A 25227-nucleotide genomic window follows, 5' to 3' on the forward strand; every position below is an offset into this window, starting at 1 on the left:
CCTTCCTCGTCTCGTCGTCGAGCCGGCGCTCGGCTCAGCGGTCCGCGGACCGAGGCGCGCGCGTCAGGAACCCCACGGCCTCGTACATCCGCCGGAGCGTCGGCTCGGCGCGCGCCGCCGCGCGCTCGGCGCCTTGCGCCAGGATGCGGTCGAGCTCGCCCTTGTCCTGCAGCAGGGCCTGATGCCTCTCGCGCAGCGGGCGCAGGAGCTCGACGACGATCTCGGCCGTCTCCACCTTGAGGTGCCCGTACTGCTTGCCCGCGTAGCCCTCGACGATCGCGTGCGGGTCCTTGCCGGTGATCGCGGCCTGGATCGAGATCAGGTTCGTCACGCCGGCCTTGTCTTCGCGCTCGGGCGCGAAGACGATCTCGCTCCCGGAGTCGGTCACCGCGCGCTTGATCTTCTTGCGGATCGTGTCGTCGCTGTCGTCGAGGAAGACGGTCGCGTTGACGTCCGCGTCCGACTTCGACATCTTGGCCGAGGGGTTCTGCAGGCTCATGATCCTGGCGCCGACCGGCGGGATGTAGGGCTCCGGAACGCGGAAGATCGGGTTCTTGACCGTCACCGTGCCGTCCTTCGATGTCTCGGCGTCTCCATACGTGCTGTTCACGCGGATCGCGATGTCGCGCGCGAGCTCGAGGTGCTGCTTCTGGTCCTGGCCCACGGGCACGAGGTCGGTCTGATAGAGCAGGATGTCTGCGGCCATGAGCACGGGGTACGCGAACAGCCCCGCGCCGATGTTCTGCTCCTTGGCGCTCTTGTCCTTGAACTGCGTCATGCGCGAGAGCTCACCCATGTACGCGTTGCACGTCAGGAGCCAGCTGAGCTCCGCGTGCGCCGGCACGTGCGACTGGGCGAAGATGATGTTCCTGGCCGGATCGATCCCGGCCGCGAGGTACATCGCCAGGCCCTCATAGGTGCGGTTGCGCAGCCCCCTGGGATCCTGAGGCACGGTGATCGCGTGCATGTCGACCAGGCAGTACAGACAGTCGTAGTCGTCCTGCAGCTTCACCCAGTTCTTGAGCGCGCCGAGGTAGTTGCCGAGCATGAGACGTCCCGACGGCTGGATCCCTGAGAAGATGACTTTCTTCGACATTCGTGTACCCCGTGATCGGTCTCTTATAGGCCGCGCCACGGTCCGGAGCAACACGCCCCGCCCGTCGGTCGGGTTCACGCGCGGTTCAGTCGATCTGAAGGTGGTAGTGCGGCGGCGTCGACTCCTCGATGACGAGGACGCCCCCGACCTCCCCGGCGCTCTCGAGGAACGCGCGCTTCTCCTTCGCGGACATGGTCCTGTTGCGCACGTCCACGGCGCCCTTGCGCAGGTGCGCAGAGACATAGATCCCGCGGTCGATCTGGTCCTGGATGACGGCCTCCATGGCCTCCACCACCTGCTCCGGCCGCTTGCCGGCGTTCGCCTGATACGCCTTCTTGATCTCCTGGACAGCCGCCTTGTTCCGGTAGAGCTGGAGGAGATCCTCGCCGAGCCTGAGCTTCGTGAACATCGCCCTGGCCTGGCGGTTCGCGTCGCGCGTCCCGCTCGTGATCACGAGGTGCTCGCGCGTGCGCCGGGCGTAGCGGCGGTCGATCTGCTCGAGCTTGGCGGCGATCTTCGGGGGCAGCGTCACGCCGGGCAGCACCTCGTACGGCGGCGGTGACCACGGCTCTGTGGGGACGGCCTTGCCCAGCGCCGTCAGGGGCGGCAGCTTCGCCCGCCGCTCCTCCTCTTCGGACGGCAGCTCGTCGCACTCGAGCTGGGTCGCCTGCGCGGCGGCGCGCGGCGCGTCTTGCGCCCGCGGCGCGGCGGCCCGCGGCGCGGCGCCTTGCGTCCCGGCGGCGCGCGGCGCGTCCCCTGCGCGCGGCGCGCCGCTCGCCTGCGCGGCGGGCGCGCTCGTTCCAGGTAGATCGAAGCCCGGCAGGCCGATGTCGGGCAGATCGACGGACTCGAGCTTCTCGGTGCAGCCGGCCGCGCAGAGCAGCGCTGCGGCGACGGCGCCCAGGCGGCGCAGCTCCAGGGACCGTTTCTTTGCGGTCACGCGGCGTGTCGGGAGCGTCGGCAAAGCCGCCCCAGCCTGCCATGGCCCGCGGCGTGGGAAAAAAAAACGGCGGCGGCACCCGCCGGCGGCGCCGGCGGCGCGGCGGTCCCTTGACGCCGTTCACGGCTGGCACCTTGTTCGCGGTGGACCGGCCCGTGCCGTGCCGCTCCGGGGGAGTGAGCGGGACGCTGGTTGATCGCGGCGGGCAAGCACGCTGTTGAGGCGCTGGGCCCGGACTCTACCCGATTCCGTTGTTGTTGAAGGTTCTCACCGGGGATTCTGCTGAAGAGTCCCGCTCCAGGAGAGGGGGGTGCGCACATGGTTGATCGCTCGCAGGCATCGTTTCGCACGACGCGCTTCGGGTTGGCGCTCGTCGACGCGGATTCGGTACGGGAGCACCGCGGCTCGTTCCTGGCGCTCGGCGTCGCCCTCATGGTGCTCGGCTTCATCGCGCTCCTCATGCCCGCGATCGCCACGCTGGTCTCGGCGGTCGCCATCGGTTGCCTGCTGGCCCTCAGCGGCCTCTTGCAGGGCATCCACGCCATCCGGAGCCGGCGGTGGGCCGGCGCCGGATGGTCCCTTGCGAGCGCGCTTGTCCAGCTCGTCGCGGGCGTTCTGATCGTGGCCTTTCCCGTGACAGGCAAGTTGACGTTGACCCTGATCCTCGCGGCGCTCTTCTTCGCGGAGGGCCTGCTCTGGATCGTTCGCGCCATCCAGCACCGCGAGATGCCCGCCTGGGGTTGGCTCCTGTTCGACGGGATCGTCACGCTGGCGCTCGGTGCCCTGATCCTGTGGGGCTGGCCGAGCACCGCCGTGTGGGCGATCGGCTTGCTCGTCGGCGTCGACCTCCTCCTCGGCGGCTCGTCGATGCTGTTGATCGGGATCGCAGCGCGACCCGTGGCCGGCGTGCGGGCCTGAGCGCCCCTCGAACCCTCCGACCCGCGAGGCACGCGGGTCGGGCTCGGCGACCCGCGAGGCACGCGGGTCGGGATCGAGGACATCCGGGCGCGTCCATGGCCGCCGGGGGATGCCGGCCCGATGTCCTTTGCCGGCCTCGGCCCGATCGCCTCGACGCGCGCCGTCGCACGTGGCTACACAGCCCCGCATGCCCCACGCCCCCCTGACCGGCCGTGTCGCCCTCGTGACCGGCGCCGGCACCCGCCTCGGCGCCGCGACTGCCCGCTCGCTCGCGGCGGCGGGCGCGGATCTGGCCGTCCACTACGCCACGAGCCGCGCCGGCGCGGATGCGGTCGTCGACGAGGCGCGCGCGCTCGGGCGGCGCGCCGTCGCGCTCCAGGCGGATCTCCAGGATCGCGAGGCGATCGCCGGCCTTGCCCGTGCCGCGCTCGGCTGGTCGTCTGGCCGGCTCGACCTCCTCGTGCACAACGCGGCGAACTTCGATCGCGTCCCGCCGGCCGAGCTGTCCGCCGACGCGTGGGATCGCGCCATGGCGCTCAACGCGACCGCGCCGTACCTGCTCACGCTCGAGCTCGCTCCAGCGCTGCGCGCCTGCCGCGGCAGCGTCGTCGCGATCGTCTGTGTGAGCGCCGAGCGCCCCTGGAGGAACTACATCCCCTATTCGGTCTCCAAGGCCGCGCTCGCGCACCTGGTCCGCGGCCTCGCCGTGGGGCTTGCCCCTGAGGTGCGCGTCAACGGCATCGCGCCCGGGACGGTCCTGCCGCCCTCCTCCTACGAGGAGGCCACGCTCGCCCGCCTCCGCGAGCGCATCCCGCTCCAGCGCCTGGGCGAGGCCGACGACGTGGCGCGCGCCGTTGTGTTCCTCGCCGAGAACGACTTCATCACCGGCCAGATCCTCGCGATCGACGGCGGCGCCTCGGTCGCGTGACGTCCCGCGCCCGGTACGGGGAGACCCGCGCGGCGGGTCGGGCGCGCGCTAAGGCTTGAACGACCGCGCCTGATCGACCCATAGTTCGAGCCTCATGAGCCACACGCCCGAGACCAGCGCCGCCCCCCTCCAGGCCGATCCCGCCTCCAGCGCGCCCACCGGCAGCGGCCCGGGCGAGGCGCCCGCTGCTGCGGCCGCCGGGGAGGCCAAGCCGGCGAGCCACGACTCCACGCTGCCCGAAGCGCTGATCGCGTTCATGCTGGATCGATGGGCGCCTGCGGCCTGCGAGCTCCCTCAGCCGATCGCGCATGCGGACGTGTTCGCCGCCCGCCGCCGCGCGCTGTCGAAGCTCTTTCCTGCCGAGACGCTCATCATCCCCACGGGCCACGAGAAGGTCCGTTCCAACGACACGCACTACCGTTTTCGCCCCGGTTCGGATTTCTTCTACCTGACGGGCAACCTCGAGCCTGACTGCGTGCTCGTCATGCAGCCGCAGGAGGGGGGTGGGCACCGGGACATCCTGTTCGTCGAGCCGAACCCTGGTCGCAGCGACAAGACGTTCTTCACCGATCGGGTGAAGGGGGAGCTCTGGGTCGGCCCCCGCCTCGGCGTCGAGCAGAGCCGCGCGCGTTTCGGCGTCGACGAGTGCCGTGGTCTCCCCGAGCTCGACGCCTACCTGAGCGGCCTCATCGGCACGGTGACGCGCCCCCACCGCGTGCTCCGCGGCACGTCCAGGCGCGTGGACAAGCTCCTCCCCCAGCACGACCGCGACAAGCAGCTCGGCGAGGCGCTCTCGGAGATGCGCCTGCTCAAGGATGCCCTCGAGGTCGAGGAGCTCGAGGCGGTCGTCGCGTCGACGAAGCGCGGCTTCGAGGACGTCATCCGCGCGCTCCCCGGTGGTCGGAGCGAGCGAGAGGTCGAGGGCATCTTCAACCTGCGCGCCCGGATCGAGGGCAACGACGTCGGATACGGCACCATCGCCGCGTCGGGCCACCACGCCTGCATCCTCCACTGGACGAGGAACGATGGCGTGCTCGAGCCGGGCAAGCTCCTCCTGCTCGACGCCGGTGTCGAGGGCAACGCGCTCTACACCGCCGACATCACCCGGACCCTGCCGATCAGCGGCAAGTTCTCCCCGGAGCAGCGCGAGATCTACGAGCTCGTGCTGGCGGCGCAGGAGGCAGCGATCGCCGAGGTGAAGCCTGGCAACGATTTCATGGAGCCGAACCGTGCCGCGATGCGCGTGCTCGCCCGCGGCCTCGAGCGGCTCGGCATCCTCGCCGTCTCCGCCGAGGAGGCGCTGAAGGAGGACAAGCAGTTCTACCGCCGCTACTCGCTCCACAACGTGAGCCACATGCTCGGCCTGGACGTGCACGACTGCGCGCAGGCCCGGCAGCAGGTCTACAAGTACGGCAAGCTCAAGCCCGGCATGGTGCTGACGGTCGAGCCCGGCCTCTACTTCCAGCTCGACGACGAGACGGTCCCGCCCCGCTACCGTGGCATTGGCGTCCGCATCGAGGACGACATCCTCGTCACGGAGACCGGCCACCGGAACCTGTCCAGCGACATCCCGCGAACCGTGCCCGACGTGGAGTCCTGGATGTCCGGACTCTGGTCCTCCCGCCCGTAAGCCCCCGGTTCGACACAACGGACGCACCGGGGCAGCCCCGCGCGGGTGGTCTCACCGGACGCACCGGGGCAGCCCCGCGCGGGTGGTCTCACCGGACGCACCGGAGCCGTCGTGGGAGGGGGAGCCGCGCGCGGGGGGTGGCGGGGGTGGGCCCCACAAACCCGAGCGCCGGCCCGCATCGCAGCGTCCCCCGTCCAGCCCACCCACCCCCGCACGTACGGCAATCGCCACCACAAGGCGCGAGTTTGTGGGGGGACCCCCGCCACCCCCCGCGCGCGGCTCCCCCTCCCACGGCGGCGGCCCCTCCAGTGATCGCTCGAATCGGAAGAGCGCTCGGGACGTCCCCGCCCCTCGCCGCCCCCTGGTGACACCGGGCAACACGCCGCCTCCCGCTGCCCCCAGGCGACCGAGCGCCGCTGTCGCGCCACCGCTGCGCGCGCGCCTTCGCGCCCCCCGGAGCGATGGCTGCTCGCGGGCAGCAGCGCTACCCTCCCGTGGAGGAGCCGCCATGCACAAGTCTCGCCTTCCGCGTCGGTCAGGGACCTCCATTCATCCAACCGGACGCGCGCTCACGGCGTCGCTGCTCGCCGCCGCCGCGCTCGTCGCCGTCTCCGGCCCAGCCAGGGCCGACGGCACGGACGGCCGAGGCGCCGGGACCGCGCTGGCGGCGCGCTCGCCGGGGATGCTGGAGCCGCTCCTCCCGCGCTACGCAAACCCCGGGCTGCCGGTCGACATCGCGCCGCCGTCGCGCGGCCTCGACGTCCTGTACGAGCCGGTCGCGACCGAGGGCGAGCCGCTGTACGGCCTCGCCTCCGAGCTCGACGAGACGAGCTACGACATCCCCGGGCAGATCGTCGTCGACGCGCGCGACGAGCTCGACGACAGCGCGCTCGCGGCGCTCGCGCGCGACTTCTCGCTGCACCTCTTCCCGACCGCGCTCGCCTCCACGACCCGGATCCAGATCGCCACCGTGGACGGCCCGATCAGCGCCACGCTCCAGCGGCTCGCGCAGGACCCGCGCGTCGAGGCGGCCGAGCCCCTCGCCAGGGTGCGCGCGTCCTTCGTCGCGAACGACCCGCTGCTGAAGGAGCAGTGGCACATGGCGCGCGTCGGCGCCGAGCGCGCGTGGGACTTCGCCACCGGCCGCGGGGTCACCGTCGCCGTCGTCGACACCGGCATCGCGTGCGAGACGCACGGGCCCTTCGTCAAGGCGCCCGACCTCGCCTCGACCGAGTGCGTGGAGGGCTGGAACTTCGTCACCAAGACGAACCACGCGAACGACGACCAGGGCCACGGCACGCACGTCGCCGGCACGATCGCCCAGTCGACGAACAACGGCATCGGCGCCGCCGGGCTCGCGTTCCACGCGCGGCTCATGCCGGTCAAGGTGCTCAACGAGAGCGGCTGGGGCACGACCGCCGACGTCGCCGACGGCATCCGGTGGGCCGCCGACAACGGCGCGCACGTCATCAACCTGAGCCTCGGCGGCCCGCGCAACTCCAAGGTCCTCCAGAGCGCGATCGACCACGCGATCTCCCGCGGCGTCGTCGTCGTCGCGGCGGCCGGCAACACCGGCGGGCGGGTGCAGTACCCCGGCGCCTCCGACGGCGTCATCGGCGTGAGCGCCACCGACGCGAACGACAAGATCGCCCGCTTCTCCTCGCGCGGCCAGGGCGTCGACGTCGCGGCGCCCGGGGTGAACGTCACGCAGCAGACCATCTGCAACCGCGGCCGCGGCGACTGCGAGGCCCCCTATCCGGCGTACAACGGCACCTCGATGGCCGCGCCCCACGTCGCCGGCGCGGCGGCGCTGCTCGTGGGCCTCGGCGTGTCGGACCCGCGCGCGGTCGAGGACGCGATCCGCGCCGGCGCCCGCGTCGTCGACAGCTCCGACGACGGCAAGCTCCTCTACGGCGCCGGCATCCTCGACGCCGCGAGCTCGGTCGCGCGCGTCACGCAGAGCCACGCCGCCGTGCGGCTCGTCGCGCTGCTCCTGCTCGCGACGTGGGTCGGGCGCCGCGCCCGCAAGAAGGAGGCGAACGCCGCGAGCCCGTGGCAGGCGAGCTTCCTCCTCCCGGCGCTCGCGGCGGGGCCGGGGCTGTTCTTCTTCGCGCCGTGGCTCCTGTCGCGCGTCGACCTCGCCGTCGACGTGCTGGCGCGGCCGATCGCCGACCTCGACCTGCTGATCGGCGCGTCGGTCCACCGCTGGCTGCCGCTCGCCAACGCGCTCATCCCGCTCGGCCTGACCTCGATCTTCTTCGGCGTGAAGAAGCTGCGGCCGGCGATCGCGGGCCTCTCCGTCGGCACCGCGGCGTACCTCACCTCGGTCGTCGCGCTCGGCGAGGTCGCCGGCCCCCTCGGCCAGCTGGCGCTCGTCGTCTGGTGCGCGGTCAACGCCGCGGCCTGCCTCTGGATCGCCCGGACGAATCTCTCCACGCGCTGAGGCCACGCGCTGAGGCCACGCGCTGAGGCCACGCGCTGAGCCCGCGCGCTGAGCCCACGGGCTGAGCCGCGGCGCTCGCGTGCGCGGGCGCAGAGCCCGGCCGTCATGACCTCCCCACCAAAACGAGCTAGGATGCCGGGCATGCGGCCCGGCACCTTGCTCCTACCTTTCTCGCTGCTCCTCGGCGCGTGTGGCGGCTCCTCCAGCGAGACGCCGTGGCCCGCAGAGCCGGAGAGCCCCGCGCTCGGCCCCGCCGACGAGGCGTCGCCCGCCGGTGACGCCGATCCGAGCGCGCCCCCCGAGGGCGAGAACGAAGGCCCGGCAAACCAGACCGAGTCCGGCCGCTGAGCGGGCAGCGGGGGACAGCATGGCGGGGAGCTGGACGGCAGGCGCGCAACGGAGGGCCTGGCTCTCGGCGGCCCTGCTCTCCGTCGCGCTGCTGATCGCGCCGCTCCTCGTCTGGCTGCTCCTGCCGCGCCCCGCCCCGGTGATGCCGGCGCCGCGCGGGCCCGCGCCGGCCCTCGTCGCCCCGGCGCAGCCGGAGCACGCCGCGCCGCGCGAGGTCGAGGTCGAGCCGCCACCACCACCACCACCGCCGCCGCCGCGCGAGACGACGACGGCGAGCGCGGGGCCGATCCGCGGCGTGGTCCTCGATCCGGAGGGCCGCCCCGCCGCCGGCGCCACGGTCCGCTGCAGCGACGAGCCGGGCCTGTCGGCGAGCGCCGACGCCGACGGGCGCTTCGAGCTGCCGCCCGAGGCCGACGGCTGCACCGCGACCGCGGCGCACCCTCCGTTCGGCGACGCCGCGCCCACGCGCGTCGCCGCCGGGGCCGACAACGCCCTCCACCTGATCGCCGCCGGCTCGATCGCGGGCGAGGTCGTCGATCCGTCGGGCAGGCCCGTCGATGCGTACCTGCTGGCGATCGAGTCGTTCGTGCCGGCCGGCTCCGGCGCGCACGGCCGCGTGAACGGCCGCGCGCGCAAGGTGTCCGACCCGGGCGGCGCGTTCCAGCTCGACGATCTCGCGCCGGGCCGTTACGTGCTCACGGCGAGCGCGGCCGGCCGCCCGCCGGCGCGGAGCGCGCCCATCGACGTCGAGGCGGGCCGCACGACGCGCCCCGTGCGGATCGTCCTGCCGCAGGGCGCGACGCTGAGGGGCCGGGTCATCGACGCCGAGTCGCGCGCGCCGATCGTCGAGGCTCAGGTCGAGCTCGACTCCGCGACCTCGTCCGGCGCCAACGCGATCTCGCTCGCGCTCACCGACTCGAACGGCGACTACGAGCTCGAAGGCGTGCCGGCGAGCGGGCCGTTCTCGGTGCGCGTGCGCCACGAGCTGTACGTGGCCAAGATCGTGCCTGGCCTCGACGCGCGCGGCGCCGGCTCGATGCGCGCCGACATCGAGCTCCGGCCGCTCGGCGACGGCGGCTCGCGCGAGGAGCTCTCGGGCATCGGCGCGATGCTCTCGCTCTCGCCGGGCGGCGTGACGATCGCGGGCATCGTCGAGGGCGGGCCCGCGGCGCTCGCCGGGCTCGTGCAGGGCGACGTCATCGTCCGGATCGACGGCGAGCCGGCCACGGAGCTGCCGCTCGCGGACTGCATCCAGCGCCTCCGCGGCCCGGCGGGGACGCGCGTCACCGTCGGCGTCGAGCGGGAAGGTCGCGTCCTCGATGTGACGATGCAGCGCGACGTCGTGGTCCGCTGAACCGGCGGCGCCGAGGTGCTAAGGGTCGGTCATGTCGACGCGCCCCACCGTGCTCCCCCCGGCCGGAGCTCCGGACGTCCTCTACCTGATCGACCTCTCGGGCTACGTCTTCCGCGCCTACCACGCGATCAGCCCGCTCTCGAGCCCGGGCGGCGAGCCGACCCATGCGACGTTCGGCACCGTCGCGATGCTCACGAAGCTCGTGGACGAGCGGAAGCCCGCGTACCTCGGCGTGGCGATGGACTCCCCGGGCAAGACGTTCCGCGACGACCTCGACCCCCGCTACAAGGCGCACCGCCCGCCGCCGCCGCCCGACCTCGGGGTGCAGATGAACCGGTGCCGGGAGATCGTCGAGGCGTACCGCATCCCCATCTTCATCCACGAGGGGCTCGAGGCGGACGACCTCATCGCCGTCGCCGTCGCGCGCGCCAAGGAGCGGGGGCTGCGCGTGGTCATCGCGTCGAGCGACAAGGACCTCATGCAGCTCGTCGACGAGGACCGGGTGATGCTCTGGGACGCGATGCGCGACAAGGTCTACGGGCCCCCCGAGGTCGCCGCGAAGTTCGGCGTGCCGCCGGAGCAGGTGCGCGACCTGCTCGCGCTCGTCGGCGACAGCTCGGACAACGTCCCCGGCGTGCCCGGCGTCGGCCTGAAGACGGCCGCCGATCTGCTCGCGCAGTTCGGGTCGCTCGCGTCGCTGTACGCCCGCCTCGACGAGGTGAAGAAGCCCCGCATCCGCGAGTCGCTCAAGCAGCACGAGGCGGACGCGCTGCTGTCGCAGAAGCTCGTGACGCTCGACGGCGCCGCGCCCGTCACGCTCGACCTGGAGACGCTGCGCTACGGCGGCGCCGACACCGGCAGGCTCCGGGAGCTCTTCACCGAGCTCGGCTTCTCGCGCTTCCTGAAGAGCGTCCGCGCGCCGGAGCCCGCCGCGCGCGCGGCGACCTACCGGGTCATCGCGACGCGCGAGGAGCTCGAGGGCTTCGCCAGGTCGGCCCGCGCCGCCGGGCGGCTCGCCCTCGACATCCACGCGACGAGCCGCGAGCCGATGAGCGCCCACGTCTGCGGCGTCGCGCTCGCCTGCGAGCCGGGGCAGGCCGTCTACGTCCCGCTGGGCCACCGCTACCTCGGCGCGCCGGCCCAGCTCTCGATGAGCGACATCGACGCGGTGCTCGGCCCGCTGCTCGCGGACCCCGAGCTCCCGAAGGTCGGCCACGACGTGAAGTTCTGCGAGGTGATCCTCCTGCGGCACCGCATCGGGCTCGTGGGCGTCGCCTTCGACACGATGCTGGCGAGCTACCTGCTCGATCCCGAGGGGAAGAACCAGCTCCACGAGCTCGCCGAGCGCGAGCTCGGCGCCAGGATGCGGACCCTCGACGAGGTGGCCCCGAAGCGCCGCGGTCAGGCGCAGCGCGCCCTCGACGAGATCGAGCTCGGCGAGGCGTCGAGCTACGGCGCCGCGTTCGCCGACGTCGCGCTCTCGCTCACCGACAAGCTGCGCCCGCGCCTGCGCGCCGAGCGGCTCGAGGACCTGCTCGTGCAGATCGAGCTGCCGCTCTCCGCGGTGCTCGCCGAGATGGAGCTCACGGGCGTCCTCGTCGACCCGCAGGCGCTCGCGCAGCTCGGCGCGCAGATGACGACCGAGCTCGCGGCGCTCGAGGAGAAGGCGCGCGAGATGGTGGGGCACGACATCAACCTGGCGTCGCCGAAGCAGCTCGAGGCCGTCCTGTTCGACGAGCTCAAGCTGCGCTCCCAGCGCAAGACGAAGACCGGCCGCTCGACCGACGCCGACGTGCTCGAGGCGCTCTCGGAGGACCACCCGTTCCCCGGCGTGGTGCTCGAGCACCGCGCCATCGCCAAGCTCAAGGGCACGTACGTCGACGCGCTGCCGCGCCTCGTGCACCCGGTCACGGGCCGGATCCACACGCGCTGGGGCCAGGCCGTGGCCGCCACCGGGCGGCTGTCGTCCCAGGACCCCAACCTGCAGAACATCCCGATCCGCACGGAGCTCGGCCGGATGATCCGGCGCGCGTTCGTCGCGCCGCCCGGGAGCGTGATCGTGAGCGCCGACTACTCGCAGATCGAGCTGCGCGTGCTCGCGCACCTGTCGAAGGACCCGGTGCTCGTCGACGCCTTCCGGACCGGCCAGGACGTGCACGTGCGCACGGCCATGGAGATCTTCGGCGTGGACGAGGCGGGCGTCACCGACGAGATGCGCCGCCGGAGCAAGACGATCAACTTCGGCGTGATCTACGGGATGGGCGAGTCGGCGCTCGCCAAGCGCCTCGACATCTCGCGCGCGGAGGCGGCGCGCTTCATCGACGCGTACTTCGCGCGCTACCGCGGCGTGCACGAGTTCATGGAGCGGACGATGGCCGAGGCGAAGCGCTCCGAGTCGGTGCGCACGTTGCTCGGCCGGCGCCGCCTGCTCCCGGATCTGCGCAGCAGCGATCGCATGCGGCGCGCGCAGGCGGAGCGCATCGCGCAGAACACCCCCATCCAGGGGACGGCGGCGGATCTCCTGAAGCTCGCGATGGTGCGCGTCCCGCGCCCCGTCGTCCCCGGCGCGCGCATGGTGCTCACGGTGCACGACGAGCTAGCGTTCGAGGTGCCGGCCGACGCGGTGGACGAGGCGAAGGCCAAGGTGCGGGAGGCGATGGAGTCGGTCTTCCCGCTCGACGTGCCGCTCGTCGTCGACATCGGGCACGCCCCCACCTGGGCCGACGCACATTGAAGGGGCGGGCGCCCGCTTCGGATACGGGCCCATCTCGACGTTTTCGGTGCTCGGCGTACAGGAGTACGCCTCCGCGCCGAAAACGCCGAGCTGGACCCGTCTCCTGTGCGGGCGCCCGCCCGCTGACGTCGTCAGATGGGAGAGATTGGAGAGGGTGGAGGCACGCTCTTCGCGGCCGTAACGGCGGCGGCGGAATGGCGGCGGCGGAACGGGAGCGGGGGCTACGGCGTTGCGGGGAGACAAAACGACGACGCCCGCTTCACCTTGCGGTGAGCGGGGCGTACGTGCGGGAGAGTGTTGCTCAGCTCGCGGCGGCGGTCTTGGCGGCGACGCTCGCCTTGTGAAGGGCAAGGGCCAGGCGGCTCTTCACGCGCGACGCGCGCTTGGCAGGGATCGTCCCCTTCGAGGCGGCGCGATCGAGCGCGCTCACCGCGGCGGTGACAACCGCGGCGGACTCCTGCGGGACGCCCTTCAGCGCAGTGCGCGCCTTCTTGATCGTCGTGCGGAGCTCCGACTTGGCAGCGCGGTTGCGCTCGGTCCTCGTGATGCGCTGGCGGTTGCGCTTGTCGGCAGATGCGTGATTGGCCATGAGAAAAGCTCTCCTACTTCTTCGCCTGCGCCTCGGCGGGCGTGGCAGCGCGCAGGGCGTCCGGCGCGTTCTGATCGTAACCCGCCGGATGGATCGGGAACTTCGGGGTGCCGTTGGCGCGCTCGAAGCGCTTGCGGCGGGTTCCCGCCGTGCGCGCTTTGCGCTGGCGGATGCGCTGGGTTTGCTGAGTCGCGGAAACCATGGGGGCGCGCATTCTACCTGCGTGACCCCTCGTGTCAACCGGGACGTTTGTGCGTGGCCTCGGCCCCCAGCAGGCCCCGTCGGGTCGCGTTCGGGTCGCGTTCGGGTCGCGTTCGGGTCGCGTCAGATTGCGCCAGTCCCTTGAATCCCGCGAGTTCCGCCAGTCTGTAAGTCGCGTCAGGCTCGTCAGCCTCGTCAGGAGCCGCTCAGGGCCGGATCGTCGCGTTGACCGAGAACGACGGCTTGGAGAACGGCCCCACGTTCGCGGCCTTGAGCGCGGACTGGACGCAGCCGGACTGGCCGTTCGCCGCCGCCCAGCCGCTCACGTTGACCTTGCTCACCTGGCCTGTCGACGAGAACGTGATCTGCGCGCGCGATACGTCGTCGGCGCCCGCCACGCACGACCTCGCGCTGCCCATGACCGCGCCGAGCGCGGCCTGGACCGAGCCCTGCGACGGCTGCTCGGGGATGTTCTGCTGCCGGAGCGGGCCCGAGGCCGGCACCGGCGACTCCGATACGACCGACGGCTGCTTCTCCCCGTCGTCGCCCACGGCGGCCTGCATGGCAGACCCCAGATCCCCGGGCTTTCCGGTCGCCGTCGGCGCTGCAGCCACCTTGCTCTGCGGCTCCGCGTTCGGCACCGCGGGCGCCGCGGGCGCCTCGGGGGCCGTCCGCGCGGCGGCGCCGGCGCCGGCAGACGCTGCCGGCACCCTCGGCGCCGCGGCCAGCTTCTCCGCCGTTGCCGGCTCCGCGGGCTCCGGCGGCTCGGCCGGCGCGCTCGCCTCCGGCGCGGCGGGCGCCGCGGCGACCGGGGCCGCGGGCTCCACCACCTTCTCCTCGCGCGGCGCGGCGAGCGTCACGGCGGGGGGCGGCGCGGCCGCGATCTCCTGCTGCTGCGGCGCCCCGTTCGTCTTCACCAGGACCGCGACCGCCGCGGCCAGGCCGACGGCCGCGAGCGCCGCGCCGGCGATCACCCCGCCCGAGCGCTTCTTCGCCGGGGCATCGGCCCCGGACGCGATCGCGGCGCGCGGCCTCCGCGCGGACAGCGCCGCCACCTCGGCCGGCCTCTCGTCCAGCGCGTCGGCCGCGACGGGCTGCGCCTTCCCGGCGGCCTCCACGTGCTCCGGCGGCACCGACGCGCTCAGCCGGTTGAGATCGATGACGCCGGAGTCCTCGGTGACCCCCTCGGCCGACCGCAGCGACGGCGGCGCCGCGCGGATCCCGCTGTTGTGCAGCGAGCTGCGCCCCGGCGGGTTCGAGCTGCGCCCCGAGGCGGGCAGCGGCGTGGACAGCGCGCTGCGCCCCGAGGCGGGCAGCGGCGTCGAGAGCGCCGCGCCGCCCGTCCCGGGCGCGCCGCTCGCGCGACCCGGCGCCTGGCTGGCCCGCTCGGCGATCTCCTTCAGCGACTGGCGTCTCTTCTCGGGCGGGCGCGAGGTGCTGCCGCTCGACAGGCTCGCTTCAGACTTCGCGGCCCTGCCTGCTTGTGATCCATCCGCCATGGTGCTGTCTCCTGCTGCATGTACTTCGCGCAGAGTGTCCCCCGCCTGCTCCTCGCCTGGCTCCACGGCGAGGTCGGGGGCTGCGAGGAGGTCGGCCTGCGCAACCGCGTCCTCCGAACGACGGGATACGGCGACCTCGACGATGCGAGCTGCCCGCGCCTCCCACGCCGCTTCGTCGAGGGCGGGGGCGGGCCAATCGTTGAGCATCCCATCGAGGTCGAGCTTGCTGGTGACGTTCATTCGGCGTCCCCTCCGAAACCGCGCTCCGCGAGGTACACGCGGAGCTTGCGGCGCGCCTCGTGGACGCGCCAGGCAACTGTTCCTTCCGGACAACCCAGGATCCTGGATGCGTCCTCGTGCGGCACGCCGTCGATGCACACGAGGATGAGCGTCGTCCGCAGCGTGTCCGAGAGCGTGTCGATGCCGTCGCAGAGCGCGGCGGCGAGCTCGCGACGCTGGGTCGTCGCGGCCGGATCGACGCCGTGGCTCGGGCGCGTCTCGAGCAGCAGCGCCTCGATCCGCGGGTCGTCCGCGGGGGTCGAGTTCCTGCTCGGCTTGCGCGCCCGGATCATGTTCAGCGAGAGGTTCACGGCGATCCGGTAGAGCCAGGTGAACGGCTCGCTCCGGCCGTCGAACCGGTCGAGCGCCTGGTAGGCCCGGACGAACGTCTCCTGGGTCACGTCCTCTGCCTCCGCGCCCGAGCGGACGAGGTGGAACGCGAGCCGGAAGATGCGCTTCTGATATCGACGAACCAGCACCCCGAACGCCTGGGCATCTCCGCTCCGGGCTTGATCGACGAGCTCACGATCGGTGGGTTTGGCCATCCTAGCCGCCTCGGGGTGCGAACTGTCTCCCCCGCACGGACGGCCGCGCAGCCACGGACACCCCTTCGCCACGGCCGCTGACCGTCTCGGCGAGAGAAGCCCCTCGCGGCGAGCCCTGCTTCGCGGCGGCGACGCAGGACGATGAGGAGGCAAGTTCCACGTTCAGGCGCGCGAAGATAGCCGAACACTCTTCCTAGGACAAACCATGCGCCCTGGACCTTGGGCGCCTCGGCGCGACGTCGGATCAGCACGCGCCGGGCAGTATGCCCGTGCTGGCGCGCTCCAACGTTTCCGCTGCGCGTCCATCCGTCGCGCCGCCTCCGCGCCCAGCCGCCGGGGCGGCGGGGGCGCCTGGCCGAGCGCGGCCGGCGCGCCTGCGCCAAGGCCGCGGCGGCCCGCGGCGCTGCTATGGTCGGCGGATGCGACGCTTCTCGAGTTGGGTGCGCACCCTGGGGCTCATCGCGGCGGCCTTCGCCGGAGGGGCGGCGACCTCGCACATCGCCGGCGCGAGCACGCAGGCCGAGAGCCCCTACGCGCCGCTCGAGCAGCTCGCGCGCGTGCTCGTGCTCGTCGAGAACCACTACGTCGAGCCGGCGGAGCGCAACAAGATCATCGACGGCGCCATCAAGGGCATGGTCGCGGAGCTCGACCCGCACTCCGCGTACATGAGCTCCGCCGAGTTCGCCCAGTTCCAGGAGGAGACCGGGGGGACGTTCGGAGGCGTCGGCATCGAGGTCGACGCCAGGGACGAGGACATCACCGTGATCGCGCCGATCGAGGGCTCGCCGGCGGCGCGGGCGGGCGTCCGCTCCGGCGATCGCATCATCGCGATCGACGGCCGCCCCGTGCGCGGCGAGCGCCTCGACAAGCTCGTGAAGATCATGCGCGGGCCGCCCGGCTCCCGGGTGAAGCTCACGATCCGCCGGCAGGGCCTGGGCGAGCCGCTCTCGTTCGACCTCACGCGGGAGCAGATCCACGTCACGAGCGTCGCGGCCAAGCGCCTCGACCGGGACGTGGCGTACGTCCGGCTGAAGCAGTTCCAGGACGGCACCCATGAAGAGGTGCTCCGCGCCGCGGCCAGGCTGCGCGCCGCCTCGAAGGCGCCGCTGGCCGGCGTGATCCTCGACCTGCGAAACAACCCCGGCGGCCTCGTCCACGAGGCGGAGGCCATCGCCGACGAGTTCCTCTCGTCGGGGACGATCTACTCGACCCGCCAGCGCGGCAAGGTCGTCGACGAGGCGAAGGCGCACGACGGCGGCGCGTTCGCCGCGCTGCCGGTCGTCGCGCTCGTGAACGAGTACTCCGCGAGCGCCGCGGAGCTCGTCGCGGGCGCCCTCCAGGACAGCGGGCGCGCCACGGTCGTCGGCGCGACGACCTTCGGCAAGGGGTCGGTGCAGACCATCTACGAGCTGCCCGGCGGCGCCGGGGTGAGGCTCACGACGATGCGCTACTACACGCCGAACGGGCGCTCGATCCAGGCCCAGGGCATCCGCCCGGACGTCGTCATCGAGAGCGCGCAGCAGCAGGCCCCGGCCGCCATCCTCCGCGAGCAGGACCTCGAGGGGCACCTCCCCGCCGAGGGGTCGAGCATCTCCGGCGCGCCGCGCGCCGTGCTCGTGGAGAAGCGCGCGGAGGCGGCCGCGACGCGCGGCCCCGAGGGCGACGTCCCCGCCGATCCCAGCCGCGGGAGCGACTTCACGCTCGCCGTCGGCTACCAGCAGCTCCTCCGCATGATCCCCGCGGCCCGGTAGCGCTCGGCGTCCGGCGCGCGTCAGGCCTCGGCGCCGGCGCGCAGCCCGGTCGTCACCGCGTCGAGCACGGTGCGCGCCCTCCCGGCGATCGTCGCCCCGGCCGCGAGGATCCCGGGGGCGGCGCGGACGCCCTCGCACCGCACGCCCACCGCCTCGAGCGCCCCCGGCCGATCGCCGCGGGGCCAGGCGACGACGTCGAGCTCCGGGCCGTGCAGGGAGCTCACGACGCCGAGCGGGCCGCGCCCGTCGCCCAGCGCCACGGGCGCAGCGATCGAGAGCGCGAACGGCGGGGCGCCGCGCGCCGGCAGGTCGGGGCCGGCGCCGCGCTCGGGCGGGGCGTACGCGACCCCGCCGCCGGCGAGGCCGCCGATCGCCAGGATCACCGCGTCCGCCGCGAGCGGCACGTCCTCGCCGTCCACGTGGACGAGCACGCCGTCGCCCGCGTCCCCAGGCCCGCCGCGGCCCGCGCTGACCGCGCGCACGCGGCCGTGCCGATGCGTCGCCCCGATCGCGGCGAGCAGCGCGTCGCGCGCCGCCTCGAAGCGGAGCCCCGCGGGCGAGCCGGCGCCGATCAGCGCCTCGCCCACCGGCACGCCGAGCCGCGCCGAGAGCGCCTCGGCCCGCGGCGCGCGCGCGCCGAGCCAGGGGCCGAGCAGGATCGCCCCCGCGCCGCCCGCGGCCTCGAGCGCCTGGTGGAGCCGCTCGAGCAGCCAGGAGAGCCGCGCAGGGTCGTCGTGCCGCGCCGCGAGGTCGCCGTCGGCGATGCGCCGCTCGTCGTCGAAGCGCAGGACCGGCGCGTCGACCGGCAGGAAGCGAAGCCCCCGCGCCCGGGCGAACGGCTCGTCCGAGAGCGCCTCGGCGAGCGCGTCGGCGTCCCACGTCCCGCGCGCGGCGCGCGGGACGAGCACGCGCGTGCGGCGCAGCGGTCCGAGGTCGAGCAGCGCGCGATCCCTGCCGCGGGCCGGGCGGATCCGCCCGGCGACGGTCGCGATGCGCGCGGCCGCCCCGTGCGGCACGTCCCACAGGCCGAGCTCCGCCGCGAACTGCCGCGCCGCCGGCGCGAGGTCGCCGACGGGCAGGTCGCCGCCGAGCAGCCGCGCGGCCCGCTCGACCTGCTCCCACGGGACGTCGTCCACCGCGCCGCCCGCGAGCGCCGTCTCCCCGACGCCCGCGGACACGACCGTCACCTGCGCCCCGCGCCGCCGCGCGCTCCACGCGGCGGCGAGCCCGGCGACGCCGGCGCCGATCACGAGGATCGATCGCCCCACGCCCTCTCCTCCGGCTCCCTCGCCTGTCGCTGCGCGCGGCGCTCGCTCGCCTCGCTCTCCTCGCTCGCCGCCGCCGCGGCCTCGTCGTCCGCGGGCGCGCCGAGCTCCGACCGGACGCTCGCGATCGCGAGCGCCTCCTGCCTCGCCTGCTCCGGGCCGAGCGCGACGGCGCGCGTCACCGCCTGCCGCGAGAGGAACTCCACCGCCTGCCGCATCCCGTCGCGCGGCGGGAGCGAGAGCTCCTGCGCCACGATCTGCCCGCACCGCGCCGCGCAGCGCATGCCCCCGCACGCGCCGAGGCCGAGCCGCGTGCGGCGCGCGACGTCGGCGACGCTGCGGGCGAGCTCGTGCCGCAGGACGTAGCGCACCTCGGCCTCGATCACGGGCTCGCACGGGCACACCGTCGCCGCCTCGCGCGGCCGCTCGCGCGCGCGCTCCTCGATCCGGAGCGCGCGCGAGCCGTGCCGGTACACGAGCCGCCGGGCGGCCACCGCGTCGATCTCCATGCGCCGCGAGAGCGCCAGCGCGTCGACGGCGCGATCGCCGCCGGGCAGCGCCGTCACGTGCGTCGCGCAGCGCGCGCCGAGGTCGAAGCGCCGCGCGAGCACGTCGGTCATCTCCTGGGCGAAGAGCCGGAAGCTGGCCAGCTTGCCGCCGATCATCGAGTAGAGCCCCGGCGCGCCGTGCGCCGCGTGGTCGATCACCTGGTGGTCGCGCGACAGGGCGTCCTCGCTCGGCCCGTAGGCATAGAGCGTCGGCCGCACGCCCGCGAACGTGCCGATCGCGCGCGCCTCGCGGATCTGCGGGAACACGCGGGCGATGCCCTGGACGAGGTACCTGACCTCCTCGCTCGTCGCGCGCACCTGGTCGAGGTCGCCGTAGAAATCGTCGTCGGTCGTGCCGACGACGCTCATGTTCTCCCACGGCTCGACGAAGATCTGCCGGCCGTCGATCGTCCTCGCCATGATCGCGTAGTTCGTGAGGCGCCGGTCGAACACGACGTGCACGCCCTTGCCCGGCCGCACCCGCGAGCTCGCGGCGGGCAGGCCCGCGAGCGACGCGGTGATCGGCGACCACGCGCCGGTCGCGTTCACGACGGTGCTCGTCCGGAGCCGCCCGCCCTCGCCGGTCTTCCGGTCGCGGTACCGGACGGCGACGATCTCGCCGGTGTCCTCGCGGCGCTCGATCCGCTCGACCGTGTGCCCCACGTAGACCTTCGCCCCCCGCTCGATCGCGTCGACGGCGTTCGCGACGCAGAGCCGCGCGCCGTCGATGCCCCACTCGTCGAAGCTGAAGCCGCCCACGAGGTCGCCGTGGAGCCCCGGCTCGAGCGCCCGGAGCTCGTCGGGCGTCAGGCGCGCGTGCGGCTTGCCGCGCTTGAGCGGCTGGTACTTGTCGTACGCCTCGAAGAACCCGTCGGCGAGCGTGTAGAGGACCCGCGCGTGCCGCGCGTTCTCGAACGGGACGAGGAACGGGATCCGGAAGAGCAGGTGCGGCGCGATCGCCTGGATGTGCCCCGAGTCGCGGCACGAGTTCTCGGTCACGTGCGGATCGCTGGTCAGGTACCTGAGCCCGCCGTGGATCATCCCGCTCGAGTTCCCGCTCGCGCCGAACGCGAGATCGTTCCGCTCGAACAGGGCGACCTTCAGCCCCCGCTGCGACGCGTCACGCGCGACCCCGACGCCGTTCACACCGCCGCCGATCACGACGACGTCCACGTCGGTGTCGGCGCGGCGAGCCGGCCGTGCGGCGCTCGGAAGGAGGATCGTCACCTGCGGCGTATAGCATGCCAGAATTTTTCCACGAGCGGGCTCGGCCGTATGCGGCGACGCGTTTGCGCGCGGCGTTGCGCCTGCGCGCGGCGTTGCGCCTGCGCGCGGCGTTGCGCCTGCGCGCGGCGTTGCGCCTGCGCGCGGCGTTGCGCCTGCGCGCGGCGTTGCGCCTGCGCGCGGCGTTGCAACTTCCGGCAGAGATCGGCCGTCAGCCGCGGACGCGGATCGCCCAGGTCAGCTTCGCCAGGTTGCGCAGCACGTTCGGAACGCGCCGCGTGAGGTTGATCGAGGGCGGCCGCTTCTCGAGAACGCGGACGGGGATCTCCTCGATCCGGAGGCCCGCGCGGTAGGCGCGGATGACGAACTCGCTGGCGAAGACGTCCTTGTCCACGACGCACTCGCGCGCGATCCCGAGGAGCGGCTCGCGCAGGAACGCCTTGAGCCCGTGCGTGTCCGTCCCGCGGAAGCCGAGCGTTGCGCGGAGGAGCCCGTTGTACATCTGGCTCGCCGCGTGCCGCGCCCACGGGCGATCGTCGCGCGCCCCCCGGATGAGCTTGGACCCGATCACCATGTCCGCCCCGCCCGCCTGCAGCATCGCGATCGCGCGGCGGTGGAACTCCACGTCGCACAGGTCGATCTCGTCGCAGAGCACGAAGCGCCCGCGCGCCCGCTCGATGCCCGCGCGGAGCGCGGCCCCGTAGTTCGGCTCGCCGATCGAGAAATGCCGTATTTCCGGGTATTTGCGCTCGAGCTCTCCGGCGATGGCGAGGGTCCCGTCGCGCGAGCCGTTCTCGGCGAGCACGAGCTCCCAGCGCCAGCCGAGCGGCGACAGCCGCTCGCGCAGATCCACGACGGCGGCGTGGAGGATCGCCTCCTCGTTGTAGACCGGGATGACGATGGAGATCTCCGGCGCGTCGCCCGCGCCCCCGCGGCCAGGCTCGGTGGTCGTCACGGCGCGCCCCCCGCGCCCCCCGCGCGTCCGAGCAGCGCCGCGGCCCGGTGCGCCGCGTCGCGCCCGAAGTGGAGCGCGTCCTCCATCGAGGAGTAGTTCCAGCCGCCGTAGCGCCCGCACGAGAGGATGCGCTGCCCCTCGAGGAACGGCCGCACCGCCTCCAGCGACTCGAAGTAGCTGTGGTCGAACACGACGTACGCGTGGTCGATGCGGCGCAGCCGGGCAAAGCGGATGGCGCTCGGGGCGGGGATGAGCCCCATCTCGACGAGGCCGTCCGCGACAAGCGGGAGCAGGGCCGCGAGATCGGGCTCGGCGCGATCGGCGAGCTCCACGTAGAGGCAGGCCTTGCCCGGCGGCGCCATGGCCGGGGAGAAGTTCGAGTAGCAGCCCACGCGGTAGAACGGGTACTTCGCCTCGGGCACGTAGACCCAGTGCAGCGGCTTCCCGCACGGGGTGTCGAGCGCCACGTCGAGGTAGTAGAGGTGCGTGCAGCGCAGCCGCGACGCGGCCTCGCCGACCGCCCTGGGCGCGTCCGAGAGGAGCCTCACGAGCGCGGGCAGCGGCGCGGACGACACGAGCACGTCGTACCGGACGATCTCGTCGTCGAACACGAGCTCGCGCGCGCGCCAGTCGATCGCCCTGGGCGCACGGCCTAGCTCGATCGCCGGTGTGGCCGCGTCGCGCGGCCGCTGCTCGGCGAGCGCCCGCGCCATGCCGTTCGTGAGCTGCCCGATGCCTAGCCGCGGGTAGAGGAACCTCGCGTTGTAGCCGAGCTCCCGGTCGTTCAGCCCGACCGCCCCGGCGAGCACGTCCTCGAGCCTGGGCAGCGGGACGAAGCGGGAGCACCACGCGGCGGTGATCTCGCTCGGGTGCACCCCCCAGAGGCGGCTGTTGTAGGGGATCATGAAGTGGCGGCTGATCCCCTCGCCGAAGCGCGCCAGGCAGAACTCCTCGAAGTTCCTTGGCTCGGGCCTGTCCGCCGCGAAGTGCGCCTCGATGAAGCCGCGCAGGCACTCGTAGGCGACCGCGGGCGGCAGGCCGAAGGTGTTCGCCTGGAACGGATAGCGGGTGTACGTGCCATTCGACCAGACCATCGAGCGCCGGTCGATCTCGAGCGGATCGGGGCCCAGCCAGCCGAGCGCGAGCTCCCGGGTCGCGGGGTCGCGCAGGTGGAGGAGGTGGCCTGTCCGGTCGAAGCGGAAGCCGTCGTCCTCGACCGTGATCGCGTGGCCGCCCGGGCGCGGCAGGCGCTCGAAGACCCGGTGCGGCACGCCGGCCCGGCCGAGGTGGAACGCGGCCGCCATGCCCGTCAGGCCGGCTCCGAGGATCGCGACGGGAATGCTGGAAATCGTGGGTCGGGTCATCGCTCGCGGACCGACGGCGGCCGCGAAGACACCACCTCCCCGGTGCGCCGTCAAGGCGCGGACCCCGCGCGGCGCGCCCGCTGCACAACTGGATTTCCTGCCAGGAGCGTGAGGTGCGCCGAACGCCGAGCACGTCCGCGAAGACCACGGTTGGCGCCTCCGCGCAGAGCGACTAGGTGTGATCGGGTCCCGGCGCGCCTGCCCCGCGCCCCGGGGCGTCCGAGGTGCAGATGCCCATCCCGCGTCGGAAGTCCGTTCACGTCACCGGGAGGATCCTCTACCTGACCGAGGATCCGGCGCTCTTGAAGCAGCAGCTCGCGGGCGGCGAGCTCCGCTTCGATCCGGCGCAGCACGCGCTCGTCGACAACATCTCGACCGACGAGCTCACGCCGGGCTGGGTCTGTTACTACTACGACGAGACGCTCGCCCGGTACTGCCTGGTCGGGCTGCGCGGTGGGCTCATCGAGCGCGACGCGATCAAGAACGGCGGCTTCGGGGTCATCGTCAGCGGGCGCTCGAAGGGGTGCGGCAGCTCGCGCGAGACGGCGCCGTACTCGGAGCGCGAGGCCGGCATCCAGATCGTCGTCGCGCGCAGCATCGAGAAGATCTACGGGCAGAACTGCCAGAACATCGGGCTGCTCACGACGACCGACTTCTCGCTCCTCGATCGGCTCGCGCGCGGCGACGAGATCCCGATCGGCGAGTTCACGCGCGGGCTCGATCCGATCAGCGCCGACGTCGTCGAGTACGGGGGGCTCTTCGCCTACAACAAGGCGCGCATGGCCGGCGAGGTCTCGCCGCCGACGCTCGCCACGCCGCCGCGGCCGATGACCCTGTGCGAGAAGATCATTGCGGCGCACGCGATCGTCGACGCCCGGGCGGGCAAGATCGGGGCGGCCGCGGTGAAGCCCGGCGACGCGCTCTTCGTCCGCATCGACGTGCGCTTCTCGCACGAGTACGTCACGCCGATGGCCGAGTCGCTCTTCCGGGCGGGCTTCGGGCAAGATGCGGTCGTGAGCGAGCCGGAGAGCGTGTTTGCGTTCCGGGACCACCTCACGTTCCTCGATCGCGTGATGCCGGACGCGCACCTCAAGCTCGGCCTGCGGGAGCAGGCGGCCTCGCTCGCGACGGTGCAGCAGGCCTTCACGGAGCGGCACGGCATCAAGCTGTACGGCGAGGTCGAGCGCGACGGCAGGACCGTGGGGTCCGAGGCCATCTGCCACAACAAGGTGATCGAGGAGCTCGCGCTGCCGGGGCAGATCGTGGCCGGCACCGACTCGCACACCTGCATGGCGGGGGCGATCGGCTGCTTCGCCTTCGGCGTCGGCTCGACCGACATGGCGAACGCGTGGCTCACGCGCGACGTCCGCGTCGCGGTGCCGCAGTCGGTGCGCTTCAACCTGACCGGGCGGCTCGGGCCGGGCGTCACGGCGAAGGACGTGATGCTGTTCCTGCTCTCGCAGCCGTTCTGGAAGACGGGGCAGGGCATCGGCAAGGTGCTCGAGTTCGCGGGCGACGGCGTGCGCGCGATGGGCCTCGACGAGCGCGCGACGCTCACGAACATGGCGGTCGAGGCGGGCGGCTTCACCGGCATCATCGAGGCCGACGAGGAGATCGTGCGCTACCTCGTCGCGCAGCGCGGGCTCGCCGCGGACGACGTGCGCGCGCGCATCGTCCGCGCGGATCCCGGCGCGGAGTACGCGGCGACGTTCGACGTCGATCTCGCGTCGATCGAGCCGATGGTCGCGACGCCCGGCGATCCGCGCAACGGCGTCCCGCTGCGATCGCTCCGCGAGATCTCCGGCGGCGACGTGAAGATCGACATCGCGTACGGCGGCTCGTGCACGGGCGGCAAGAAGGCCGACATGGACATGTACGCATCGGTGCTGCGCCGCGCGGTGGAGCAGGGCAAGCGCGTCGCCGAGGGCGTGCACCTCTACATCCAGTTCGGCTCGCAGGACATCCGGCGCTACGCCGAGGCGAGGGGCTACCTGGAGATATTCCAGAAGGCCGGTGCTGAGCTCGTTGACCCCTCCTGTGGAGCTTGTATCAAGGCCGGGCCGGGTGTGTCCGACCGGAAGGAGCAGGTCACGGTCTCGGCGATCAACCGCAATTTCCCGGGCCGAAGCGGCCCAGGCCAGGTCTACCTGGCCAGTCCCCTGATCGTCGCGGCGAGCGCGATTGCGGGGAAGATCGCATTTCCTGAACCATGACGCAGAGCGCCTATCGCGGAGTTACATACATAGTGCCCGCAATCGGCAACACGGAAAAACGAATGCTTTCCACGGAAGTGCGCCGTACGCTAAGGTGCTCTTCTGTGGCGGATCGGGAGGAGCCCCAAGAGCGTATGACCGACAAGGACACGCTGGCAAAAAACAACGAAGCCTCGAAGACGGACAAGCGGAAGCAGAGCCTCTACTTTCCGGAGTCGATGCTGCAGGAAATCAAGGAGGAAGCGGCGCGGCTCGATCGCTCGCTTTCCTGGGTCGTGCAGCGCGCCTGGAAGCTGGCGCGGATAGACATCAAAAAGCTTCCGAGTGTCAATGACGTGGCTGACGACGAGGACAGCGGCGACTAACATCGCCGCGAGCTTCGCGTAAGCCGCGTCGCTCGGGA

At 73.0% G+C, this 25227-nt stretch carries 20 protein-coding genes; 10 read left to right on the top strand and 10 right to left on the bottom strand.

The annotated features are described in order from the left end of the window. Window positions 1–34: 34 nt before the first annotated feature. On the bottom strand, window positions 35–1096 hold the full coding sequence (gene trpS / locus WMF24_RS45970) for a tryptophan--tRNA ligase (protein WP_437733826.1): 1062 nt from the start codon (window positions 1094–1096) through the stop codon (window positions 35–37). A gap of 85 nt (window positions 1097–1181) precedes the next feature. Next, complete coding sequence (locus WMF24_RS45975) at window positions 1182–2036, bottom strand: hypothetical protein (protein ID WP_437733827.1); 855 nt, start codon at window positions 2034–2036, stop codon at window positions 1182–1184. 363 nt (window positions 2037–2399) lie between these two features. Between WMF24_RS45975 and WMF24_RS45980 the strand changes: the two genes are divergently transcribed. The 7 genes from WMF24_RS45980 to polA all read left to right on the top strand — a co-directional run bounded on the left by WMF24_RS45980 (window position 2400) and on the right by polA (window position 12391). Next, window positions 2400–2954: an HdeD family acid-resistance protein gene (locus WMF24_RS45980; protein WP_437733828.1), complete on the top strand. Its 555-nt coding sequence runs from the start codon at window positions 2400–2402 to the stop codon at window positions 2952–2954. 187 nt (window positions 2955–3141) lie between these two features. Beyond that, window positions 3142–3882 (top strand): SDR family oxidoreductase, encoded by a 741-nt coding sequence (locus tag WMF24_RS45985; protein ID WP_437733829.1) that lies wholly within the window; start codon window positions 3142–3144, stop codon window positions 3880–3882. Window positions 3883–3976: 94 nt separating this feature from the next. Further along, window positions 3977–5512 carry an aminopeptidase P family protein gene (locus WMF24_RS45990; RefSeq protein ID WP_437733830.1) on the top strand — a complete coding sequence of 512 codons (1536 nt, stop codon included), beginning with the start codon at window positions 3977–3979 and terminating at the stop codon, window positions 5510–5512. 508 nt (window positions 5513–6020) lie between these two features. Further along, on the top strand, window positions 6021–7955 hold the full coding sequence (locus WMF24_RS45995) for a S8 family peptidase (protein ID WP_437733831.1): 1935 nt from the start codon (window positions 6021–6023) through the stop codon (window positions 7953–7955). Window positions 7956–8096: 141 nt separating this feature from the next. Further along, window positions 8097–8303, top strand: coding sequence for a hypothetical protein (locus WMF24_RS46000; RefSeq protein ID WP_437733832.1), 207 nt, complete (start codon window positions 8097–8099; stop codon window positions 8301–8303). Window positions 8304–8322: 19 nt separating this feature from the next. Further along, window positions 8323–9657 (top strand): carboxypeptidase regulatory-like domain-containing protein, encoded by a 1335-nt coding sequence (locus WMF24_RS46005; RefSeq protein WP_437733833.1) that lies wholly within the window; start codon window positions 8323–8325, stop codon window positions 9655–9657. Between the two features lie 31 nt (window positions 9658–9688). Then, window positions 9689–12391, top strand: coding sequence for a DNA polymerase I (polA, locus tag WMF24_RS46010; protein WP_437733834.1), 2703 nt, complete (start codon window positions 9689–9691; stop codon window positions 12389–12391). Window positions 12392–12692: 301 nt separating this feature from the next. On the opposite strand, the gene rpsT is transcribed toward polA, so the two are convergent. The 4 genes from rpsT to WMF24_RS46030 all read right to left on the bottom strand — a co-directional run bounded on the left by rpsT (window position 12693) and on the right by WMF24_RS46030 (window position 15504). Further along, the gene (rpsT, locus tag WMF24_RS46015) at window positions 12693–12980 is read right to left on the bottom strand and encodes a 30S ribosomal protein S20 (protein WP_437733835.1); all 288 of its coding nucleotides are present in this window, start codon (window positions 12978–12980) and stop codon (window positions 12693–12695) included. Window positions 12981–12993: 13 nt separating this feature from the next. After that, on the bottom strand, window positions 12994–13182 hold the full coding sequence (locus tag WMF24_RS46020; protein WP_437733836.1) for a hypothetical protein: 189 nt from the start codon (window positions 13180–13182) through the stop codon (window positions 12994–12996). A 205-nt stretch (window positions 13183–13387) separates the two neighbouring features. Further along, window positions 13388–14920 (bottom strand): hypothetical protein, encoded by a 1533-nt coding sequence (locus tag WMF24_RS46025; RefSeq protein WP_437733837.1) that lies wholly within the window; start codon window positions 14918–14920, stop codon window positions 13388–13390. Beyond that, entirely contained in the window at window positions 14917–15504 is a 588-nt protein-coding gene (locus WMF24_RS46030; protein ID WP_437733838.1) for an RNA polymerase sigma factor, read from the bottom strand. The genes WMF24_RS46025 and WMF24_RS46030 overlap by 4 nt, the downstream gene beginning before the upstream one ends. Window positions 15505–15923: 419 nt before the next feature. Here WMF24_RS46030 and WMF24_RS46035 point away from each other — a divergent pair, with 419 nt between their 5' ends. Then, window positions 15924–17255 (top strand): S41 family peptidase, encoded by a 1332-nt coding sequence (locus WMF24_RS46035; protein ID WP_437733839.1) that lies wholly within the window; start codon window positions 15924–15926, stop codon window positions 17253–17255. Window positions 17256–17275: 20 nt separating this feature from the next. On the opposite strand, the gene WMF24_RS46040 is transcribed toward WMF24_RS46035, so the two are convergent. From WMF24_RS46040 to WMF24_RS46055, 4 genes are all read right to left on the bottom strand, one after another. Beyond that, on the bottom strand, window positions 17276–18523 hold the full coding sequence (locus WMF24_RS46040) for an FAD-binding protein (RefSeq protein WP_437733840.1): 1248 nt from the start codon (window positions 18521–18523) through the stop codon (window positions 17276–17278). Further along, on the bottom strand, window positions 18502–20295 hold the full coding sequence (locus WMF24_RS46045) for a glycerol-3-phosphate dehydrogenase/oxidase (protein ID WP_437733841.1): 1794 nt from the start codon (window positions 20293–20295) through the stop codon (window positions 18502–18504). Before WMF24_RS46045 ends, WMF24_RS46040 begins: the two co-directional genes overlap by 22 nt. 208 nt (window positions 20296–20503) lie before the next feature. Then, entirely contained in the window at window positions 20504–21247 is a 744-nt protein-coding gene (locus WMF24_RS46050; RefSeq protein ID WP_437733842.1) for a glycosyltransferase, read from the bottom strand. Next, a complete protein-coding gene (locus WMF24_RS46055; protein ID WP_437733843.1) occupies window positions 21244–22611 on the bottom strand; it encodes a protoporphyrinogen/coproporphyrinogen oxidase in 1368 nt (455 codons plus the stop codon). Before WMF24_RS46055 ends, WMF24_RS46050 begins: the two co-directional genes overlap by 4 nt. Before the next feature lie 230 nt (window positions 22612–22841). On the opposite strand from WMF24_RS46055, the gene WMF24_RS46060 reads away from it, so the two are divergent. Both WMF24_RS46060 and WMF24_RS46065 read left to right on the top strand, forming a co-directional pair. Further along, window positions 22842–24824 carry an aconitase family protein gene (locus WMF24_RS46060; RefSeq protein ID WP_437733844.1) on the top strand — a complete coding sequence of 661 codons (1983 nt, stop codon included), beginning with the start codon at window positions 22842–22844 and terminating at the stop codon, window positions 24822–24824. Window positions 24825–24958: 134 nt separating this feature from the next. After that, window positions 24959–25189: a TIGR04563 family protein gene (locus WMF24_RS46065; protein WP_012241296.1), complete on the top strand. Its 231-nt coding sequence runs from the start codon at window positions 24959–24961 to the stop codon at window positions 25187–25189. Window positions 25190–25227 lie beyond the last annotated feature (38 nt).

This window comes from Sorangium sp. So ce1335, from assembly GCF_051521615.1.
Classification (GTDB): domain Bacteria; phylum Myxococcota_A; class Polyangia; order Polyangiales; family Polyangiaceae; genus Sorangium.

Excerpts from the sequence above, each read along its gene's own strand:
- trpS (WP_437733826.1), bottom strand. The coding sequence starts at position 1,096 with ATGTCGAAGAAAGTCATCTTCTCAGGGATCCAGCCGTCGGGACGTCTC.
- WMF24_RS45985 (WP_437733829.1), top strand. The coding sequence starts at position 3,142 with ATGCCCCACGCCCCCCTGACCGGCCGTGTCGCCCTCGTGACCGGCGCC.
- WMF24_RS45990 (WP_437733830.1), top strand. The coding sequence starts at position 3,977 with ATGAGCCACACGCCCGAGACCAGCGCCGCCCCCCTCCAGGCCGATCCC.
- WMF24_RS45995 (WP_437733831.1), top strand. The coding sequence starts at position 6,021 with ATGCACAAGTCTCGCCTTCCGCGTCGGTCAGGGACCTCCATTCATCCA.
- WMF24_RS46000 (WP_437733832.1), top strand. The coding sequence starts at position 8,097 with ATGCGGCCCGGCACCTTGCTCCTACCTTTCTCGCTGCTCCTCGGCGCG.
- WMF24_RS46005 (WP_437733833.1), top strand. The coding sequence starts at position 8,323 with ATGGCGGGGAGCTGGACGGCAGGCGCGCAACGGAGGGCCTGGCTCTCG.
- polA (WP_437733834.1), top strand. The coding sequence starts at position 9,689 with ATGTCGACGCGCCCCACCGTGCTCCCCCCGGCCGGAGCTCCGGACGTC.
- rpsT (WP_437733835.1), bottom strand. The coding sequence starts at position 12,980 with ATGGCCAATCACGCATCTGCCGACAAGCGCAACCGCCAGCGCATCACG.
- WMF24_RS46020 (WP_437733836.1), bottom strand. The coding sequence starts at position 13,182 with ATGGTTTCCGCGACTCAGCAAACCCAGCGCATCCGCCAGCGCAAAGCG.
- WMF24_RS46025 (WP_437733837.1), bottom strand. The coding sequence starts at position 14,920 with ATGAACGTCACCAGCAAGCTCGACCTCGATGGGATGCTCAACGATTGG.
- WMF24_RS46030 (WP_437733838.1), bottom strand. The coding sequence starts at position 15,504 with ATGGCCAAACCCACCGATCGTGAGCTCGTCGATCAAGCCCGGAGCGGA.
- WMF24_RS46035 (WP_437733839.1), top strand. The coding sequence starts at position 15,924 with ATGCGACGCTTCTCGAGTTGGGTGCGCACCCTGGGGCTCATCGCGGCG.
- WMF24_RS46055 (WP_437733843.1), bottom strand. The coding sequence starts at position 22,611 with ATGACCCGACCCACGATTTCCAGCATTCCCGTCGCGATCCTCGGAGCC.
- WMF24_RS46060 (WP_437733844.1), top strand. The coding sequence starts at position 22,842 with ATGCCCATCCCGCGTCGGAAGTCCGTTCACGTCACCGGGAGGATCCTC.
- WMF24_RS46065 (WP_012241296.1), top strand. The coding sequence starts at position 24,959 with ATGACCGACAAGGACACGCTGGCAAAAAACAACGAAGCCTCGAAGACG.